A 16,137-nucleotide genomic window follows, 5' to 3' on the forward strand; every position below is an offset into this window, starting at 1 on the left:
GGCTGATGGCCTAATAGCCTAATGCTGAGATTATTACCCTGGACATGGTTAAGGCCTGCTTGAGGCTGTCGCCGGGTAGAAATTCATTGAGAGTAGTGAGCCACAGAGAAGTAAAACTGAATTGAGTGCTAGGAACACACAATCGAAAATTACTTTCCTTAATAGCGAATGACTTTCTTGATACATTTGAAAACCTAGTACGGTAAGCATCTGCTGTTATTTAGTAGTGGAGCTGTGAAATGGATACCCTGTCCACGTAGTGGGAAATGATGCACTGCTATGTTATGCAGTAACACGGCTAAGCCCTTACTTATGGCTTGTAATTTTCATATTCCCAGTGCATAAGATTAGCCAATTGCCTGCTAATACCTATCCAGCTTGTACATTGACATTGTTCAAGCATTGACTCTACCGTGCGAAGCACCTTCTTCCAACTGTATTCATAAAGAATGATGGCGTATTTGGTAGAACCTTTGCCGTGGAGGTTGTTTGGTGTAACGATATGAACTTGAAAGTTATCCCCGCTTTCGGTATCAGGCCCAATTCTAAAATTAACCCATATATCCACATCATATGGGTCATTTGGCACCCACTGGTCAATTGGATCATGGTCAACACAATCATAGCTGTTGATGGTGGCTTTCATCATTTCTCTTAAAGGTTGGGGCGAAAGTCTCTTGTGGCGAGACCACCGTCTAATGGGCCCCATTAAATGCTATCTACTAGCAAGTGGCAACTGCAATATCGCGAGTTCTTGTAGGAGGTGTGGCTAAGGAAACGGATGCGATGTGAATCAATGGGCAAAGTAAATGATTCAGTTGTGTAGTGAAAATTCACACCCTTACCTGGAGTAAACCGTTTAGCTATGCCCCTATCAGCATGTCAGTTGAGTCATAAGTCGGCCCAATCGGATATCCGCCATCATGAGAATAGAGAGAAGTGATGGAACACAGTAGTGATTGTTGAGGAAAAATTTATTGGGGCCTGGAAGGCACTCATTGTGGATCCGCACTATGGATGGTGTGGGAGCCGGTAGATAGAAACTACAGGCTACCGGATTGAAGCATACTACCCAGCTATTTTTTTATTTGCGTTAAAAAGTATTTTCATTTTGTTAATCGTTGGTTTGTGTGTTGCTTCGTCAAATAAAGATTGGGCCAATGTTAATCCTTTTTCTGAATCTAATAGAGATGAAAAGCAGGCGCCAGCTAATTTTATGTCTCTTATACCCAGAAGATAATGTGTTTGATACATTACTTTACAAGTTTCAAAAACAGTTTCGATACTGTCTTTGGTATTAATGTGCATCAGAAGCCACATAAGACTTTTAAGAATATAACTACTACTTTCTGTTATTTTCCATAGGTCGAATGACTCCTTTGTGGAGTCTGAGCTTAGGCCCTCTGGCTTGCCATAGATCATAGTTCTTCTACTATTGTGTGACTCTTTTAAAATGAGTTTAGCTCGCTCACTAAATGAATTTACACCTATAGATTCAACGAGTTCTTTACAATCTTTAAGCCATTTCTTACTAGGTTTCTTTGCCTTATTCAGGCACTTATTTAATAAACTGCACCATAGATTTTGGGTGCGATCATCATCATGAATAATGCTCTTAATAAAAACTTCACACCAGCTGTCGTGGATTGAGATTGAGTTTAGGGTATTTAAGCATGGTATTGTTGTTTCATATTTCTCAATCAAATATCTCTTCGCATTATATTCATCCAATATTTGTATAGCATCAGTAACTACATCGGCATTATCTCTAAAATGATAACGATATATGTGATGACTTCTATTCAAACAGATATCATATAAATTTCTCTCAGGAATTACTTCTTGATTTGGGCAAGCACCCAGGCTTAAGAATTTTTTGATTCCATCAGAACTCCATTTTGCGACAGAGAGGCGAAGTCCGAAGTTTAATAAATTCTTATTTATAGGGAAGAAACTATCTTGCGTAAAAATCCAACGGGATAGGTGACCCATATCAGGGACGCATGCATCGAGTGACCAATCGAGTATAGATAGTATATAACTTGGCTTTTCAGCTATTTTTTTAGTAATATACTCAATTAACTCTTGCTCTCTTCCTTGTTTAAGTGCTATAGCTAATTTATTTACTTCACCAATGTCAAAGATTTGATCTTCGAATCCTTTGTATATGCCAGTTGTAGATACGCTAACTTCTATATCATCTAATAAGTTCACTCTATATATATCCTATTCAAAACCGTAATCGCTTAACGCTTACCACAACCATAACCACATAGAGCAAAAACATGTATAGGAATAAATGTCGGATTGCTACCACTTGGTACTCTCAATACGGGCGGAGACTAATGGGGTGAAGTTCCCCTGTAGAAAAATCACCGTTTAATGAGTCCATTAAATGCTAATTACTAGCGAATGGCAACTGTAACATCGAGAGGTCTTGTGGAGAGAAAGCTGCAAGCAAAAAGCTGTGGGCTGAAGAGCAGAGATATCCTATAAGGCCCAGCCTGGAAGCGGGGCGTTCAGAGGCGGTGAAGCTATGTGCTTTAGTAGGTAGAGCAAATAAGGTAAGCATCTATTCGATGGGGAAGGCTTCTTACGGCATAGCTATAACTTGCTTTGATTGCTTTGTTGATTCTCACACTTTTGTAATCCCACGTTTTTCCTATGTGATACCAATTTGGCTTTAGCGGGAAAGACATATTCTTTTGCCACTTTAGGCCATACTGACTTTAGGTTGTGCTCCATTCTAAATGCGATATGACATAACCACTCTTCAGTTTTCGGAGCTCTTGTAATTCTGTCTTTTTCGAGCCCATCGATTATCTGGTAGATCGCTAAAGCATTCATGTAAGCTGCTTGTGAAGCGACTTCTCGTTTAAGAAAATATAATCCTGATCCTACAGTAATAGCTATACCTGTTACGAAAGCTAAAATCTGAGGTATATATTTCATATTTCTCTTGAAAAGTAACGTCATGCGAAGGCCCAGCCGATAGTAGCTTACTGCTTGCTAGACATTTCTCGGACTAGAGCCAACCCTTCTTTGCCAATGTCCCCGAGCAAACGAGTATGTGAGCATGAGTGAATCTTAGGTGTTGAGCCAAATTCTCCAAAAACCAAATATTGGTACCCGACCACCATGTGGGATGCGCACATGTCATCGGCAAACAGTGTGTTTTTTACTACCAAAGTATCTGCAGTGCCCTTTAATTTCTCAAGTACAACTAATTTGTTTGTGACGACACCATCGTCGCCGAGAGTAGAAGAGCGAACCTGGCCAAGGTAGACATAGTCAGACTCCAGATATCTCTCCTTAAGTGGAGATTCTACGCAATAGCAACCGAGCGCGGCCTGAGCAGAAAACATAATTATTAAAAATACATAGATTCTCAATCTAAAACGACCTTATGGTTATTGTCCCGCGTAGGCCGATGGCTCGTAGTATACTGGCTAGCATTGTTATGGCTGGAGCTTCCCTTGCCTCTGCAACCAAAGTGCGCGCTCTTCCTCTTTTGAGAGATTAGGCCTAGTTATCAGCAAAACTATGAACATGTTCATCAAGCCAATGAATAGTGTAAACGGATTCATGGTTACATAGAATAGCATGGGCCCAAGTAGAAATATTAAAATGGCGGGTATTAGGCGTAATTTCAAGCTGTGAACACTTATTGCCAGACGGACAAATCCGCCTAATACTACTCCAGGAATAACCCAGCCAAGTACTGATATGAATAATTCTGGAGCAGAATAGAAGATGGCAATAGTTGGAATAGAGCCAATAATGGTGGCAATTAGCATGCCCCATAAACTCTCTTTGCTTTCTAGAGTCCTAAGTATGTCTTTTTCTTTTTTGTAATTGTCCATTTTACGTTCTTTCACTAGTTGCCATGATGCCTTGCTCAGCCGCCACCGGGATGGAACCACTTTTTACTAGCATAGCGTACAATACAAAACGAGCGGAGTGTGGGTGATCGTGCATAGCAAGTTGTTATAAATTTTGCGAGATCCTTCTAATATGAGCTTCTTTAGATTTGCTATTTACGTATTGAATAGCGCCGTACACGTCAATATTTTCTGGATTGTAAAAAACCAAATAGTAAAAATCTTGATTTTTTTCTAGGCGTATCGTATCACACGGTTGATCGTTAATATCCTTCCACATAGATATAAGATGCTTTGACTGACTCAGAGCCTTACAAATATAGTGTGTAGCTTCATACCGCTCTTCCATGACCTTTATCTTACTTCTAATTGGTCCAAGGAAAGATCTTACTTTTAGCGGAACGTCATCCTTCGAGTTAACAAGTACCGCGTCCTTGGAAAGTAATTGCAATAAATCTTTCTTGGCAGGAAAATCGGAGTGGATCACTCTATCTAATAGCTGTTTTTTGTTCATACTCTCTCTACGTTGGCCTTGCCCACAAAAAGTAGACATTCTAACTATACATATTTAAGCTCATACTCTGCTGGACTTACATAGCCCAATACAGAGTGCATACGAACTCTATTGTAGAAAATTTCAATGTTTTCTAACACCTCAGATTTTACTGTTTCTTTGCTTTCAAATGTCCTAGCACAGACCAACTCGACTTTTAGCCTGATAACAGGCAATTCTATTGCCGCATTATCCCAGTACTTAATCTAATACTGAGGTTACTCTCCGCAGGCAGGAGTTCCTCAAAGCTTCTAATTTGGTTCAGCGCTTCATATAGGGTGCCTCACTGAACTGCACTGATGAGAGCAAACTTAAAGAGTTGATCGAGCTATGGCGAGAGCTATTAATGGATATCAACTGGTTTATGCGCTACTTAAATGAATCTATTGTCCGTCTGCATGGTCTATGTCGATCTCAATCCTATCCGTGCCGATATTGCAAAAACCCCAGAGGACTCCGATCACATATCCATTCAACAGCGTATTCGCACTATGACTTCAGGTGAGCAACCTAAAGACCTACTCCCGTTGTGGGCGGCGAGTGTCTTAATATGCCGAAAGGGCTACCTTTTTGCTGGATCACTATTTGGCACTAGTAGACTGTAGTACTCGCCATCTAGCCCCTCCAAAAAGCGAAATGCCATTTCTCAATAGACGACGCCTATCCTTGAACGGCTGGGCATCTCGGCCAAACACAGGCTCTATCTCAAGCGGATCTTTGAAAGCCTGGAGGGTTTAGCAGAGGCTGTACGGCAAACCTGTATTCAGCTCAATAAACGCTGGGTGCATGGCATAGGGGAGTGCCAACGTTTACTTTCGGCATCCCAGCCTTTCGATGCTACTCCTTCCGACTTGGCCAAAGTTACGTAATTTTCAAACCTAAAGTATAATTTTTTAGCGCTCCACCTTGCCGTACACCAGGCTAGGAGAAATAGTCGTTAAGACAGAAGCGCTGTACTATTTCTGGTGTCGCCTTTCAATCTATGGGGGTTCTAGTGTGTAGCCTGCTCAAATAGTAGGCATCTACTCTATGGAGAGAGGTTTCCCTCCGGAAGTATTGTTACGAAGTATCCAGTAGCTTTTCCTGTTATGGTTTTAACTGCCTTGAAAAGGATAGCTAATTTTCCGTGCCGGTTTCAGCTAGCTCTGTTACGTAAACAAAAGTATTCTCTAATCCAGCTTCTTTATGTTCTAAAGCCTCCTGTGCGGCAGGGTTTAAGAAAGTATTTAAAAAGGCATCACGACTGGCGTAGCGCACAATCATAATCTTTTCCCAGTCGATAGTATCTTCAGTCAAAACAATATCAACATCCATTGAATAGGTAGGGCCGCTGTTGTAAGAAAAGAGTATTAACCCAATGGTTTCACCATAGATGCTATTAGCTTCTTCGCCAGTTAGTTCTGTTTCTCGGCCGTCAGAATATTGTGCTGTTTCATAAAAGTCGATGAGGTTCATTATAAAAAATGGGGAGGGTGAGTCACTGACAATCATATCGATCATGACATCGATATTTGTGTAAAGCGATACCGCTTCGCCGCTATCATCTAATGCGCCTGTATTGAGAAGTAGTTCAATGGCTTTGTCTTCATCAAGATTATCCAGGCTTGGGTCAGAGAATGAACCGGAAGGTTCAAACGGAAGATTCCCAGGTATTCCTAATATCCAACTTTGACCAGTTGAAGCTTCATATAGTGTATTAATAGCGGTTGTAAAATTGTCTGAATTAATAGCTTCTAATAGTGCATTAACATTCGGAAATTCGGCGATACGAATCGCGCTAAATTCTCTTTCAGCGAACATGGTTGCAGCTACTGTGCTCCTAAAGACAGTGCTTCCACCTACGCTTGACCATACTGATTCAATCGAACTTTCGTAGTCGCTAAAACTATAGGCATCACTAATGGCGATAAGCTGCACAAGAGCCAATGTTTTCGACGTATCCTCATATTCCAATAGCGCCTGCATTGTTTCTTCGCTAAAGCGGCCTTGAGCATCGCCAAATTGCGCCAGCAACGATTCACTTGCTGTTGTGGTATCCTTGGGTGTGTCATTGCTGTCAGAACCACTATTATCGCAGCCTAGAGCCAAACACATACACGTGAGAATGAAGCACTTTATAAGTGCCTTATTAGATGTGTTTAAAAAACTATTTTTATAGCCCCTTTCCATAAATTAACCACCCCATGAAGTATATTCTGTAGTTTTACTTAATCAAGCAATTAAGATCCTTACTAAGCTTGCTAATGAAAATAGCAAGGGCTCATAACCTAAGGCAGACTGAAGGGTATCAATGGTGTTTTTTTGCGTATGGAAGGTGATGAATAACGTTATGCGATATCGAATAATAATTGCTTTAAGGTGATAGTGGGTAGATTCCCATTTAAATAAATCGAACTTGCACTTAATAATTTAAAATTTATAAAATACTTAAATTTAAAAAATTTTTATAAATAAATAGAATAGAGGTTTTCTGCGTTTTGATTGATGGCCACTGAGGCAGAGCAACCAAATATTACCTGTCCCTTTTTTTACGAAACTGAGACCACAGGGAGCCACATAAACATACATAATATTGGGTCTCCTTCGGAGGCCTGAGGGATCGAATAAAGCTACCAGTGTTTGTTATACATCTAAAGTTGATCGAACCCGGAAAAAATTGCACAACGCCTCTCGCTAGGATAAAGCCATCCATGAGGGGAGGCGCCGCTAGCAAAGCTACAATCTGACGAACAGAAGCATAATATAAGACACTGTTGGCAACATCCCCCAGTCTTTGGTTGCCCTATTGTGGGCTGATATATATCGATTATCGTGGGAATTTAGAGCAGAGGAAATATCATTTAGCTCCTCCGCCATCTTATTCTTTATTATATTTCTCGAAAATAAATCGTTTAAAAACTTCGATTTGCTTAGCTTTATATTGAGATTGACGATATACAAGGCTGAGTTTCTTAGGTGGTAACTTGTTGTTTTGGAAAAGAGGTATTACCAGTCCCGACTCAATTAGCTTAATAATACTCTGATGCAACTGGAACCCAATACAGATATTCTTTAGCGCCATGGTTTGAATGGCGTGAACATCATTTATTCTATGGTGAGCATACGTCTGATTATTAAACTTGTTGTTCTTTAACCACTTTCTTACTTCTGGTGAAAGGTCCTCGAGAGGTGGCATGGCAACGCGATGGGAAGTAAGTTCAGAGATTTGAGTAGGTGTACCATGGGTCGCGAGATATTCTGTCGTTGCAAAAAATGTGGGTCGAACCTCACATAGCTCGCGGGAGATTAAACGTGTACTGTCCGCAATCTCACCAATTCTAAAAGCAAAATCAAGATCGGAATCACTAAAGTTAATAATGGATTCGGAATACTCCAGCCGATATCTAACATTTGGATAACGCTCAGAAAACTCACTTAACCAAGAAGACAAGCTTGAGTCAACCAAAGACCGGGATAACGTTATTTTGAGGTCCCCTTCGACGCGCTCGTTATCATACTGAATGCGCCTTTCTGATTCGCTGATTTGCCTTAGTATTGCAGCACTGCTTTTGTAAAAGCTTGCGCCATGCTCTGTAAGAACCATTTGCTTATTGGAGCGATCAAATAGCTGCACGCCAAGATCATACTCCAGGTTTGTAATCTGCTTACTAAGCGCTGATGGCGTCTTGTTTAGACTGTCAGCGGCAAGCCGAATACTGCCAGAATCAACAACAGCCACAAAAGACTCATACTGGGTAAACTTCGACATATCACTTTCCAAAATGGAAACTCCGATCGCATTATAGGTCACTTTTTGTCATTCAAAAAGAACAATATAGTGGACTCGTAAATAACGAACCCGGAGTAAATAATGATTTTATTAGCGGAAGTCGCGATCACGGTTAAACGTCCGATTAACACGTTCTTTGAGTACGTCACCAACATGGAAAATTACGGAGAATGGTTCCCAGGGGTAACCTCTATTGCCTCTCACAACGAACTTCCCCATGGCATGACCGGAAAAACATATCAAGAAGTGATCGTCATGCCTGAAGGAGAAGCAACCCTTGTTATAGAAGTTAAGAAAAGCCGATTGAATCAAGATTTCTACACTGAGGGTGATCTTCTCCCTCTATTACCCGCCATGCTAATGGAGTTTAATGCTGAAACACCGAAGTCAACCAGGTTCAACCTGAAGTACTTTTCTCGAAGTGACATTCTCGATTCTAACTCTGATGTAATAAAAGAGATAAAATTAAATTTGGGTGGGCGAATTTCAATTGCAGTCGATAATTTACAGCGGCGATTTAGTTAGTCTGACTTGATCCAATAATTGTTCCTTAACTAAGTGGCGCCGATGCGAAGTGATGAAATAAAGAAATCCTCTCTCTATGGCGGGAGCGCCTAACGGATATCAGCTGGTTTATGCGATATTTAAATGAATCTGTCGCTCGCCAAGCTAATGCTGAAGACACTTGTACAGGTTGATTTCGGGAAGGCCGTTTCAGTCCCAAGCCTTACTGGATGAAAGAGCCCAGGCTGCTTCTATGGCTTATGTAGACCTCCTCGATCCGTGCCAATATCGCCAAGACACCTGAGAATCTGATTACACTTCAATTCAACAGCGTATCCGTGCGGCAGCCTCAAATGAGCGGCCCCAAAATCTACTCCCGGTTGTCGGCACTGAACATTTGAATATGCCGAAAGGGCTACCTTTTCAGCTGGATCACTACTTGGAGCTAGTGGACTGGAGTAGCCGACATTTAGACATCGGAAAACGAGGTTATATTGCACAAAAACGCCCCCTGTCCTAGATCGGCTTGGCATTTCGCCCAGGCATTGACTCTATCTCAATCTGAACTTTGAAAGCCGCTTTTAAAGCCTGCTGTGATCAGAAGAGGCTGTACGGCAAGCCTGTATTCAGTTCAATAAACGCTGGGTGCATGGCATGGGCGACTGCCAATGCTTCCTTTTGGTGACACGCCACTATTTCCTCCCGGCTTTTCGATGCTATTCTTTTAGGTTGGCTAATTCACGCAATTCTCCAACCTAAAGTATATTTTTTCAGCATTTCACTTCGTCCGAGCCAGATCAGGAGAAATGGCCGTTAACGTGGAAAGCCTGTATCATTTCCATTGTCACCTTTCAATCTGTGGGTGTCCTAGTGTGCACCTTCAATCAGTAGCGGTTCTTCGTTTTTTTCAACCTTCTGATTGGTGTTTCGATGGTTACGGCTGACGTTAATCGGTATTCTCGGGTTTTAATTGGGCTATTTGTCTGCCTTGGGTTCGGTAGGGTAATCGCTTAGCCGCAAGTTCTGGCTATAGTATCCAATTTGGGGGAGCGCTAACCTTTTGTCCAGCCATCGACAATCATTAATAATCTCCCCGGTCTCGACTGATTTATAAAGAGCATGTTATGTCCAGAAAAATATTATCCTTAAAGGTAAAGAGAAATACGGAGCCTAAGAAGGCTGATAAAAAGGAAGAGAATACTTCTGATCCAAAGAAACGGTTCTTAAATGGAGTAGCTATTAATCCATCTGAGCCTATTCGCCTTGAGTCAGGTTCTCAGCAACTTACGGTAAGGGCGATGGATTTGATTACGCCAATTGGTAAGGGGCAACGAGGCTTGATTGTGGCTCCACCGGGCTGTGGCAAAACCACTATCCTGAAACATATCTGCCAAGCAGTGGGAGAGGCTTACCCTGAAATAAAGCTGTACGCTTTGCTTATTGATGAAAGGCCAGAGGAGGTTACTGACTTTAAGCGAAGTGTACCGGCCGAAGTTTATGCGTCCTCTTCTGATCATAGCTATGAAGAGCATGTGAGAGTAGCTAATGAACTCCATGATAGGGCCTGTAAGGAAGCCGGTGAGGGCCAGGATGTGATGATCGTGGTTGACTCGTTGACAAGGCTTTCACGGGTACACAATGCGCAGCGGAGTGGTAGGGGACGTACGATGTCTGGCGGGATCGATGCCAGGGCTATGGAGGTACCCAGAAAGCTGTTTGGTGCTGCGAGGAAGATAGAAGGTGGTGGCTCACTTACGATTCTGGCAACGGTACTCGTGGATACCGGAAGCCGCATGGACCAGGTGATATTTGAGGAGTTTAAGGGCACGGGAAATATGGAGGTAGTATTGTCAAAGGAAGTTGCGAGACAGCGAATTTTCCCTGCCTTGGATATTGCTAAAAGCAGTACTCGCCGTGAAGAAATCCTGTTCAACTCGAAAGATATTGCAACGATAAGAGCTTTACGAAGAACGCTTGCTAGCCTAAAGCCTGTAGATGGCACTAAAAAGCTTATTGAACTCCTTGAAAAGTACCCGACAAATGCGGAGTTACTTGACCATTAATTTTTTAGTTAAATTTAAGGGTAGTATTTAGCCGCTTAGCATTTTTGGAGTTAGTTGCTTAGCGACCGAGTCCTTATTAGGACAGCTGTTATTCAGTTGAGGGCTTTACACCTCAATCCTCTGGTGTGTTTTTACAAGATACCGCTCAATGAGGAGCTTAGTGGAAATGTGGCCTTAATATGCCGAAAGGGTTGCCCTTTCAGCTGGGTCACTATTTGGCGTTATTAGAATGGAGTGGCCGGCATTTAGCCCCAAAAAGTGCATTGCCATTTCTCAAAAGACGCCTCTTATCCTTGAGCGGCTGGGGAACTCAGCAAAACACTGGTTCTATCTCAGTTGGAACTTTGAAAGCCGCTTTAAAGGTTTGGTGGGATCAGTGGAGACGGTAAAGCAAGCTTGCATCCAACTCGATAAACGCTGGGTACACGGAATAGGGATTGCCGGCGTTCCCTATCAGCCACACTCTGCTAATCTACTCCTACCCCAAATACTCTATAACACGATTACCATTCATTTATCCAAAATAGCACTTCTAAAAATCTGTATATCAATTCCCAGAACTTAATCTCTATTACCTATAAATCAAAGGGTAAGAGCCCCCAGAAAGAGAGCTTGCTCTACAGTTCACAACATCCTCCAGCCTTTGGGTGTCCTAATGTGTGTGTGCACTAATTTGCGTAATAGGGCAATAAACAATACCCGTAGCAACCAATAAGGTTACTATACCGGGTGCTTTCATCTAAATTTATGCATCTTCTGAAGATTCACGTATGCGCTCTTTCCGTTCCAGTTCCTCTTGCATCACCGCTTTGATTTCTTCTAGCACGGCGTCGACATCGGCGCTGTCATCGGCATCATCAAACTTGCCGCTGAGCGTTGAGCTAGTCGTTAAGTTACCCTCTTCAAACAGTGCCCACATTTCCTTGGCGTATTGAGTCTGTAATAAAGAGGGGGCAAATCTGCCATAATAACGACGCATATTGTCGACGTCGCGAGTGAACATTTCTTGTGCACTGTTGTTGGCAGCGGCATTAACAGCTTGGGGTAAATCGATAATCACAGGGCCGGAATCATCCACTAGGACGTTAAATTCGGATAAGTCACCATGTACAATTCCCTCGTGAAGCATGAGCATGATGTAATGAATCATTAATGCATGATCTTGAATTGCTTGCTCTTCTGACATTGTCACATCGCCAAGCCGTGGTGCGACATTGCCTGCTTCGTCAGTGATTAACTCCATCAATAATACACCGTCAACACAACCAAAAGTCTTGGGAACTCGTACATGAGCGCGTGCTAAACGGGATAAAGCATCAACTTCGGCATTTTGCCAAATCTCTTCCTGCTGTTGGCGGCCATAATTCGACCGTTTTTGCATGGCACGTGCTTGACGACCACTGCGAACTTTACGCCCTTCTTGGTATTGTGCGGCCTTTTTAAAACTACGCTTAGTTGCGTCTTTATAGACTTTGGCGCAACGAATTTCGTCACGACAACGGACAATAAATATATCGGCTTCTTTGCCGCTCATTAGGCGGCTGATAACTTCATCGATTAAGCCATCATCGATGAGAGGCTGTAGACGTTTGGGAGTTTTCACTAGATACCAGCTTCGAGTGTTCGGCAATTAATCATATATGCTATTGACATATTTCTATGAGTATTTGAGGCAAGAAATCTAATCCTGCTTATGGATAAAGAGCGATTATGGGGCCCTATAATGCCCGCGTAAAGGATGGGGGCAATAAGAATAGCACTTGACATGTGAAAGCCCCCAGTAGGAAGATCACCTTTAATGACCTCTAACTATCAGCGAATAGCAATACTATAAGGCTTTGTGGGGAGGAAGCCGCCAGCAAAACTATGAGTTGGCGAACAGAAACATCCTATATGGCTTAGTCTGTAGGCCAAGGGTGCCAAAGCCACGTGATCTAATGGATAGGGTTAATGATGCAGCTGATTTGTGAAATTTTATGCTCTTATCTTGGGGAATGTGTGTAATTTGTTTCAGCGATTCTGTCAGCGCGGCTACTGGCTGGTAAGTAGGTCCAACTGGTTAGCATTCATGACTCGCATGATGGGTGGGGTGGGGGCCGGTAGCTAAAAACTACCGGCTACCCGATTTAGCTATTTACTTCGTGTCCACCCTTTGTTTTTAAAGCACTCAATCGACTCTTTTTCTAGTGCTTGATATTCACTCCAATACTCTGGCTCTGCTTGACTTCCGCTTCTTATTCGCGCTAATGAATCTTCTACCACCTTGGAAATAACTTTACTTCGATCAGTATATAAGGTCCCATCCATTGTAATTCCTTTACTATATGCCTTAACTCCACAGGAATCTCTATCCGACGAGACAATCGGACTGTTCCCATCAAGCTTTCCGTATTCAGGATGTTCCCAATATGTTTTTTGGGTCGCGCATGAGATTAAAGTTAAGCCAGATATTATTGCAAATAAATATTTCATCTCGTTGATTTCTAGTCCTTGTTGATAACTAATGCAAAGCTTTACGGACGCCGAAGCAACCCGTAGGTTTTCCGTAAGAGCTTTTTGTTATTATTTTACTTTGATTAATTAACATACTCCAACCATTCATTACAAAATATACTTTCAACGGCCATTTCTAACTGAAATATCTGAGGGTCAATCAGGTGGCCTCTAAATGTTGCACCTTTATCAATCCACGCTGAGTACTCAATATATGGATAGTGGCCTATACAGTACAAGACGTACGACAACTCTTTGCTCAAACTGCTTGAACTTTTTAGATTTTGACATAGTGAATGCAAGTCAGACAGCAGTTGTTCTATATATTCTTTTCCTGGATCTTCACCCATTCTGGCCAATACCGGCAACCCTTTTTCACCTAATCCCGCGTTTATAATTCTTTCTTTAATCTCTTTCATATTTGGAAGTCATAACGTCCCAAGCACTAGCCGGAAAGTAGTTGGTTAATTTTATGCCATTAAAGTACAAAATAAAGCAATGCACAGGAGGTTCAGTGCATTGCTTTGTCAGTTTTTTGAATCGCAAAATGATAGCTTGTCACGTAAAACCAAATCAATAATCCCATTAGGATCTGAAGAAAGCTCGACGATTGATTGTTTGTTATCGCCGATTGGTATTCGATGACACGGATTAGACTGGATTTGATCGTTTTTCCGATAAAGAAAATACAGTTGAACTGAACCCAATTCAACAGGTATCGATGAGTCATTAAATGTAAATCGATCCCCTGTTTCAAAATTACCCTTGATTGAATTCAATACCAAAAAAGTTGAGTCGATACCTCGATTCAGATCTTGCAATCTCTCCCACGCTGGAGAGTCACGCCACTCAATAGGCTTTGCGTTATATGAGCTAATTTCATGTGTCAGATCTGCGTACGCGATGCGGCCTGAGATTTTCTTGGCAATAACAATGTCAGTGGCATTATTCAAATCAAAGCTTAAATCCTTATGATCATATTCAAACGAAATGGCTCGCTGAGAATAAAGGATGATTAATAAGGTTAGATATATAACTTTCATTGATTGAAGCCTGATGAAAACTAACGCCTTTGTAACGGGCCGGAGTAAGATGGCTCTGTTTTTTGGCGACAGCTTACGGAGGTCCAGCCCAACAGCCCTACCGTTGAGTGGTCGTTGGTAAACTTGTTAACTGACATTGCATTGAGCTTCAAATTCATCTTTGTTACTACAAACAAGATTTAAGCTTGAAAGAGTATTGAATACCATAATACCCGCTCCACCCAAGAACCAAGGAGTTAATGCAGGGTGATTGAATGCTTGCAATATTACACCCCATGATTCTTGAATAAGAAGCAATATATCAGTATTTTTAATATCTGGCATATTCCCATTTGAGACTATTGTGTATGCTGAAAAAGCGAAAAAAGCATACAGAAAAATAATATTGAATATTACAATAGGAAAACTAGTTACTGAAAGTCCAGGCCACGACCAATTGTATTTAGCTTTATATATGATTGATGCCACAATTAAGGCTATGCCTAATGCCATTGCAAACATAGCTTGATTTAACGGGCTTTCTATAGGTCTCCCACCAAATAAAATCATCATAGCTATGTGATAAACAAAGAACAACTTAAAATCGAATGACATATTTCCAGGAGAATGTTTCTCATTCTTTGCTTTAAATTTATTTAGTAATGATTCTAACATACATCAATCTCTTGAGGGTGTTAACGAGGGTGTAGAAAAACTCACCCCTCTTTTCGTATTGTGCTTCTACGTGAAAAATAGCCTACTTATCTGTGAAAGTTAGATCAGAATTCACTTAGAATTACCATTTATGTTTAATATTCAATCACACCCAAGAAAGCAAAGACATAAATTTGTTTTTCTACAGCCTGAACGCCAAGCTCAACCGGCGCGTTAGCGATCAGTTGTAGTGCCTTGTCAACTGTTTCATTCTAAATTCGTCTGCATCCAGGCTAAAAGCTCTTTGGCTCGCCCAATTTTTTCCAGCTTTAACCAACGCGATTGCAGCGAAGGATTAGCGAGTTCTGCTACTACAGCCACAGGCTCTTCATCAGTACCGGACCGAATAACCAACTCACCAGCTCTGCAAATTTGAAACAAGGCCTTAGCAAGCGATATATCTAAATCATCGTACTCGAATGCAATACCCACCAGAGATTCATTTTCTAGAAAGTTGAGTATCCCTAATCTTAGTGTCGCGTTACTTTCTAGTGGCACATAAACATAAGTATCTTCTTCTTCAGAAGTTGCACCTAATTCTAACAAGAGCTGCTTTAGGTTACTTTTTGCCGAAGCGCTAATAGGATCATCTACAGACGCATAGGAAACCTCTTCAGTAAAGGGATTTACCATCTTGCGTGTGTTGGTTGTCAAATTGATCGTATATAGGTCCATAAAAATACATTTAACGCCAAGTGAATGGGCTGGCGTTATGAAGCAGTGACAGTCCAAGCCAAGGTTTCCTTGGCCGAGCATTGCGTGCCTGGTTATGTGTTGAGTTTAGCCAGTGCTGTTTGAAAAGCTTGAACACTAGCTGTACGTATTGTTTCATTTCTTTCTTCGGCTGATATCCAGCCGCCAACGTTATTGAGACAAAATTGATTGTCTGAATCTTGAGCCACTTCGCGAACTGCTTGAAAAACGCGGTGTTGAATTTCGTTGCAGTCTCTCAGTAGTCTCGGATCGGTAACACCCGACCCTTGAAATTCATAGCCACCACGGGCATGAATTGTTAATTGATGGCCGTAATTACACAACAGCTGAATCTTCTTATCATCAGGAAGCTCGTCTATTACTTTTTGTATTTGGTGTTCTTTCATTTTTTACACATAACGCCTTGCAGTAGAAGTCGGCACGT

Annotated in this window: 19 protein-coding genes; 3 read left to right on the forward strand and 16 right to left on the reverse strand. The window is 41.7% G+C overall.

Features of this window, described 5'->3' with window-relative positions; all coding sequences use genetic code 11:
- Nucleotides 1-310: 310 nt before the first annotated feature.
- The 7 genes from ACJJIM_RS03020 to ACJJIM_RS03050 form a co-directional block, all read right to left on the reverse strand.
- Nucleotides 311-646, reverse strand: coding sequence for an Imm8 family immunity protein (locus tag ACJJIM_RS03020; protein ID WP_413664746.1), 336 nt, complete (start codon nucleotides 644-646; stop codon nucleotides 311-313).
- 422 nt (nucleotides 647-1,068) lie between these two features.
- Nucleotides 1,069-2,214: a hypothetical protein gene (locus tag ACJJIM_RS03025; protein ID WP_444912320.1), complete on the reverse strand. Its 1,146-nt coding sequence runs from the start codon at nucleotides 2,212-2,214 to the stop codon at nucleotides 1,069-1,071.
- A 390-nt stretch (nucleotides 2,215-2,604) separates the two neighbouring features.
- Nucleotides 2,605-2,952, reverse strand: a complete 348-nt coding sequence (locus ACJJIM_RS03030) for a hypothetical protein (RefSeq protein ID WP_413664748.1) — start codon at nucleotides 2,950-2,952, stop codon at nucleotides 2,605-2,607.
- A gap of 47 nt (nucleotides 2,953-2,999) precedes the next feature.
- Nucleotides 3,000-3,392 (reverse strand): hypothetical protein, encoded by a 393-nt coding sequence (locus ACJJIM_RS03035; RefSeq protein ID WP_444912321.1) that lies wholly within the window; start codon nucleotides 3,390-3,392, stop codon nucleotides 3,000-3,002.
- Between the two features lie 66 nt (nucleotides 3,393-3,458).
- Nucleotides 3,459-3,878, reverse strand: coding sequence for a hypothetical protein (locus ACJJIM_RS03040; RefSeq protein WP_444912322.1), 420 nt, complete (start codon nucleotides 3,876-3,878; stop codon nucleotides 3,459-3,461).
- 109 nt (nucleotides 3,879-3,987) lie between these two features.
- A complete protein-coding gene (locus ACJJIM_RS03045; RefSeq protein ID WP_444912323.1) occupies nucleotides 3,988-4,395 on the reverse strand; it encodes a hypothetical protein in 408 nt (135 codons plus the stop codon).
- Between the two features lie 44 nt (nucleotides 4,396-4,439).
- Nucleotides 4,440-4,610: an IS3 family transposase gene (locus ACJJIM_RS03050; protein ID WP_444912324.1), complete on the reverse strand. Its 171-nt coding sequence runs from the start codon at nucleotides 4,608-4,610 to the stop codon at nucleotides 4,440-4,442.
- A 201-nt stretch (nucleotides 4,611-4,811) separates the two neighbouring features.
- On the opposite strand from ACJJIM_RS03050, the gene ACJJIM_RS03055 reads away from it, so the two are divergent.
- Nucleotides 4,812-5,039, forward strand: a complete 228-nt coding sequence (locus ACJJIM_RS03055) for a hypothetical protein (RefSeq protein ID WP_444912325.1) — start codon at nucleotides 4,812-4,814, stop codon at nucleotides 5,037-5,039.
- 511 nt (nucleotides 5,040-5,550) lie between these two features.
- Here the strand turns inward: ACJJIM_RS03055 and ACJJIM_RS03060 are convergent.
- Both ACJJIM_RS03060 and ACJJIM_RS03065 read right to left on the reverse strand, forming a co-directional pair.
- A complete protein-coding gene (locus tag ACJJIM_RS03060; RefSeq protein ID WP_444912326.1) occupies nucleotides 5,551-6,603 on the reverse strand; it encodes a hypothetical protein in 1,053 nt (350 codons plus the stop codon).
- A gap of 688 nt (nucleotides 6,604-7,291) precedes the next feature.
- Nucleotides 7,292-8,182, reverse strand: coding sequence for a LysR family transcriptional regulator (locus tag ACJJIM_RS03065; protein WP_413664753.1), 891 nt, complete (start codon nucleotides 8,180-8,182; stop codon nucleotides 7,292-7,294).
- Nucleotides 8,183-8,284: 102 nt separating this feature from the next.
- On the opposite strand from ACJJIM_RS03065, the gene ACJJIM_RS03070 reads away from it, so the two are divergent.
- A complete protein-coding gene (locus tag ACJJIM_RS03070) occupies nucleotides 8,285-8,728 on the forward strand; it encodes an SRPBCC family protein (RefSeq protein WP_444912327.1) in 444 nt (147 codons plus the stop codon).
- Between the two features lie 1,103 nt (nucleotides 8,729-9,831).
- On the forward strand, nucleotides 9,832-10,770 hold the full coding sequence (gene rho / locus ACJJIM_RS03075; RefSeq protein WP_444912328.1) for a transcription termination factor Rho: 939 nt from the start codon (nucleotides 9,832-9,834) through the stop codon (nucleotides 10,768-10,770).
- A gap of 745 nt (nucleotides 10,771-11,515) precedes the next feature.
- Here rho and ACJJIM_RS03080 read toward each other — a convergent pair.
- The 7 genes from ACJJIM_RS03080 to ACJJIM_RS03110 all read right to left on the reverse strand — a co-directional run bounded on the left by ACJJIM_RS03080 (nucleotide 11,516) and on the right by ACJJIM_RS03110 (nucleotide 16,099).
- Nucleotides 11,516-12,373 (reverse strand): PA4780 family RIO1-like protein kinase, encoded by an 858-nt coding sequence (locus ACJJIM_RS03080; RefSeq protein WP_444912329.1) that lies wholly within the window; start codon nucleotides 12,371-12,373, stop codon nucleotides 11,516-11,518.
- 527 nt (nucleotides 12,374-12,900) lie between these two features.
- Complete coding sequence (locus ACJJIM_RS03085) at nucleotides 12,901-13,242, reverse strand: hypothetical protein (protein ID WP_444912330.1); 342 nt, start codon at nucleotides 13,240-13,242, stop codon at nucleotides 12,901-12,903.
- 104 nt (nucleotides 13,243-13,346) lie between these two features.
- A complete protein-coding gene (locus ACJJIM_RS03090) occupies nucleotides 13,347-13,682 on the reverse strand; it encodes a hypothetical protein (RefSeq protein WP_444912331.1) in 336 nt (111 codons plus the stop codon).
- 108 nt (nucleotides 13,683-13,790) lie between these two features.
- Nucleotides 13,791-14,306: a hypothetical protein gene (locus ACJJIM_RS03095; protein WP_444912332.1), complete on the reverse strand. Its 516-nt coding sequence runs from the start codon at nucleotides 14,304-14,306 to the stop codon at nucleotides 13,791-13,793.
- A gap of 126 nt (nucleotides 14,307-14,432) precedes the next feature.
- Nucleotides 14,433-14,960: a hypothetical protein gene (locus tag ACJJIM_RS03100; protein WP_444912333.1), complete on the reverse strand. Its 528-nt coding sequence runs from the start codon at nucleotides 14,958-14,960 to the stop codon at nucleotides 14,433-14,435.
- A gap of 246 nt (nucleotides 14,961-15,206) precedes the next feature.
- On the reverse strand, nucleotides 15,207-15,674 hold the full coding sequence (locus ACJJIM_RS03105; RefSeq protein ID WP_444912334.1) for a hypothetical protein: 468 nt from the start codon (nucleotides 15,672-15,674) through the stop codon (nucleotides 15,207-15,209).
- Nucleotides 15,675-15,766: 92 nt separating this feature from the next.
- Entirely contained in the window at nucleotides 15,767-16,099 is a 333-nt protein-coding gene (locus tag ACJJIM_RS03110) for a hypothetical protein (protein ID WP_444912335.1), read from the reverse strand.
- Between the last annotated feature and the right edge of the window lie 38 nt (nucleotides 16,100-16,137).

The sequence above is a fragment of the Microbulbifer maximicatervae (SeqCode) genome (genome assembly GCF_052467615.1).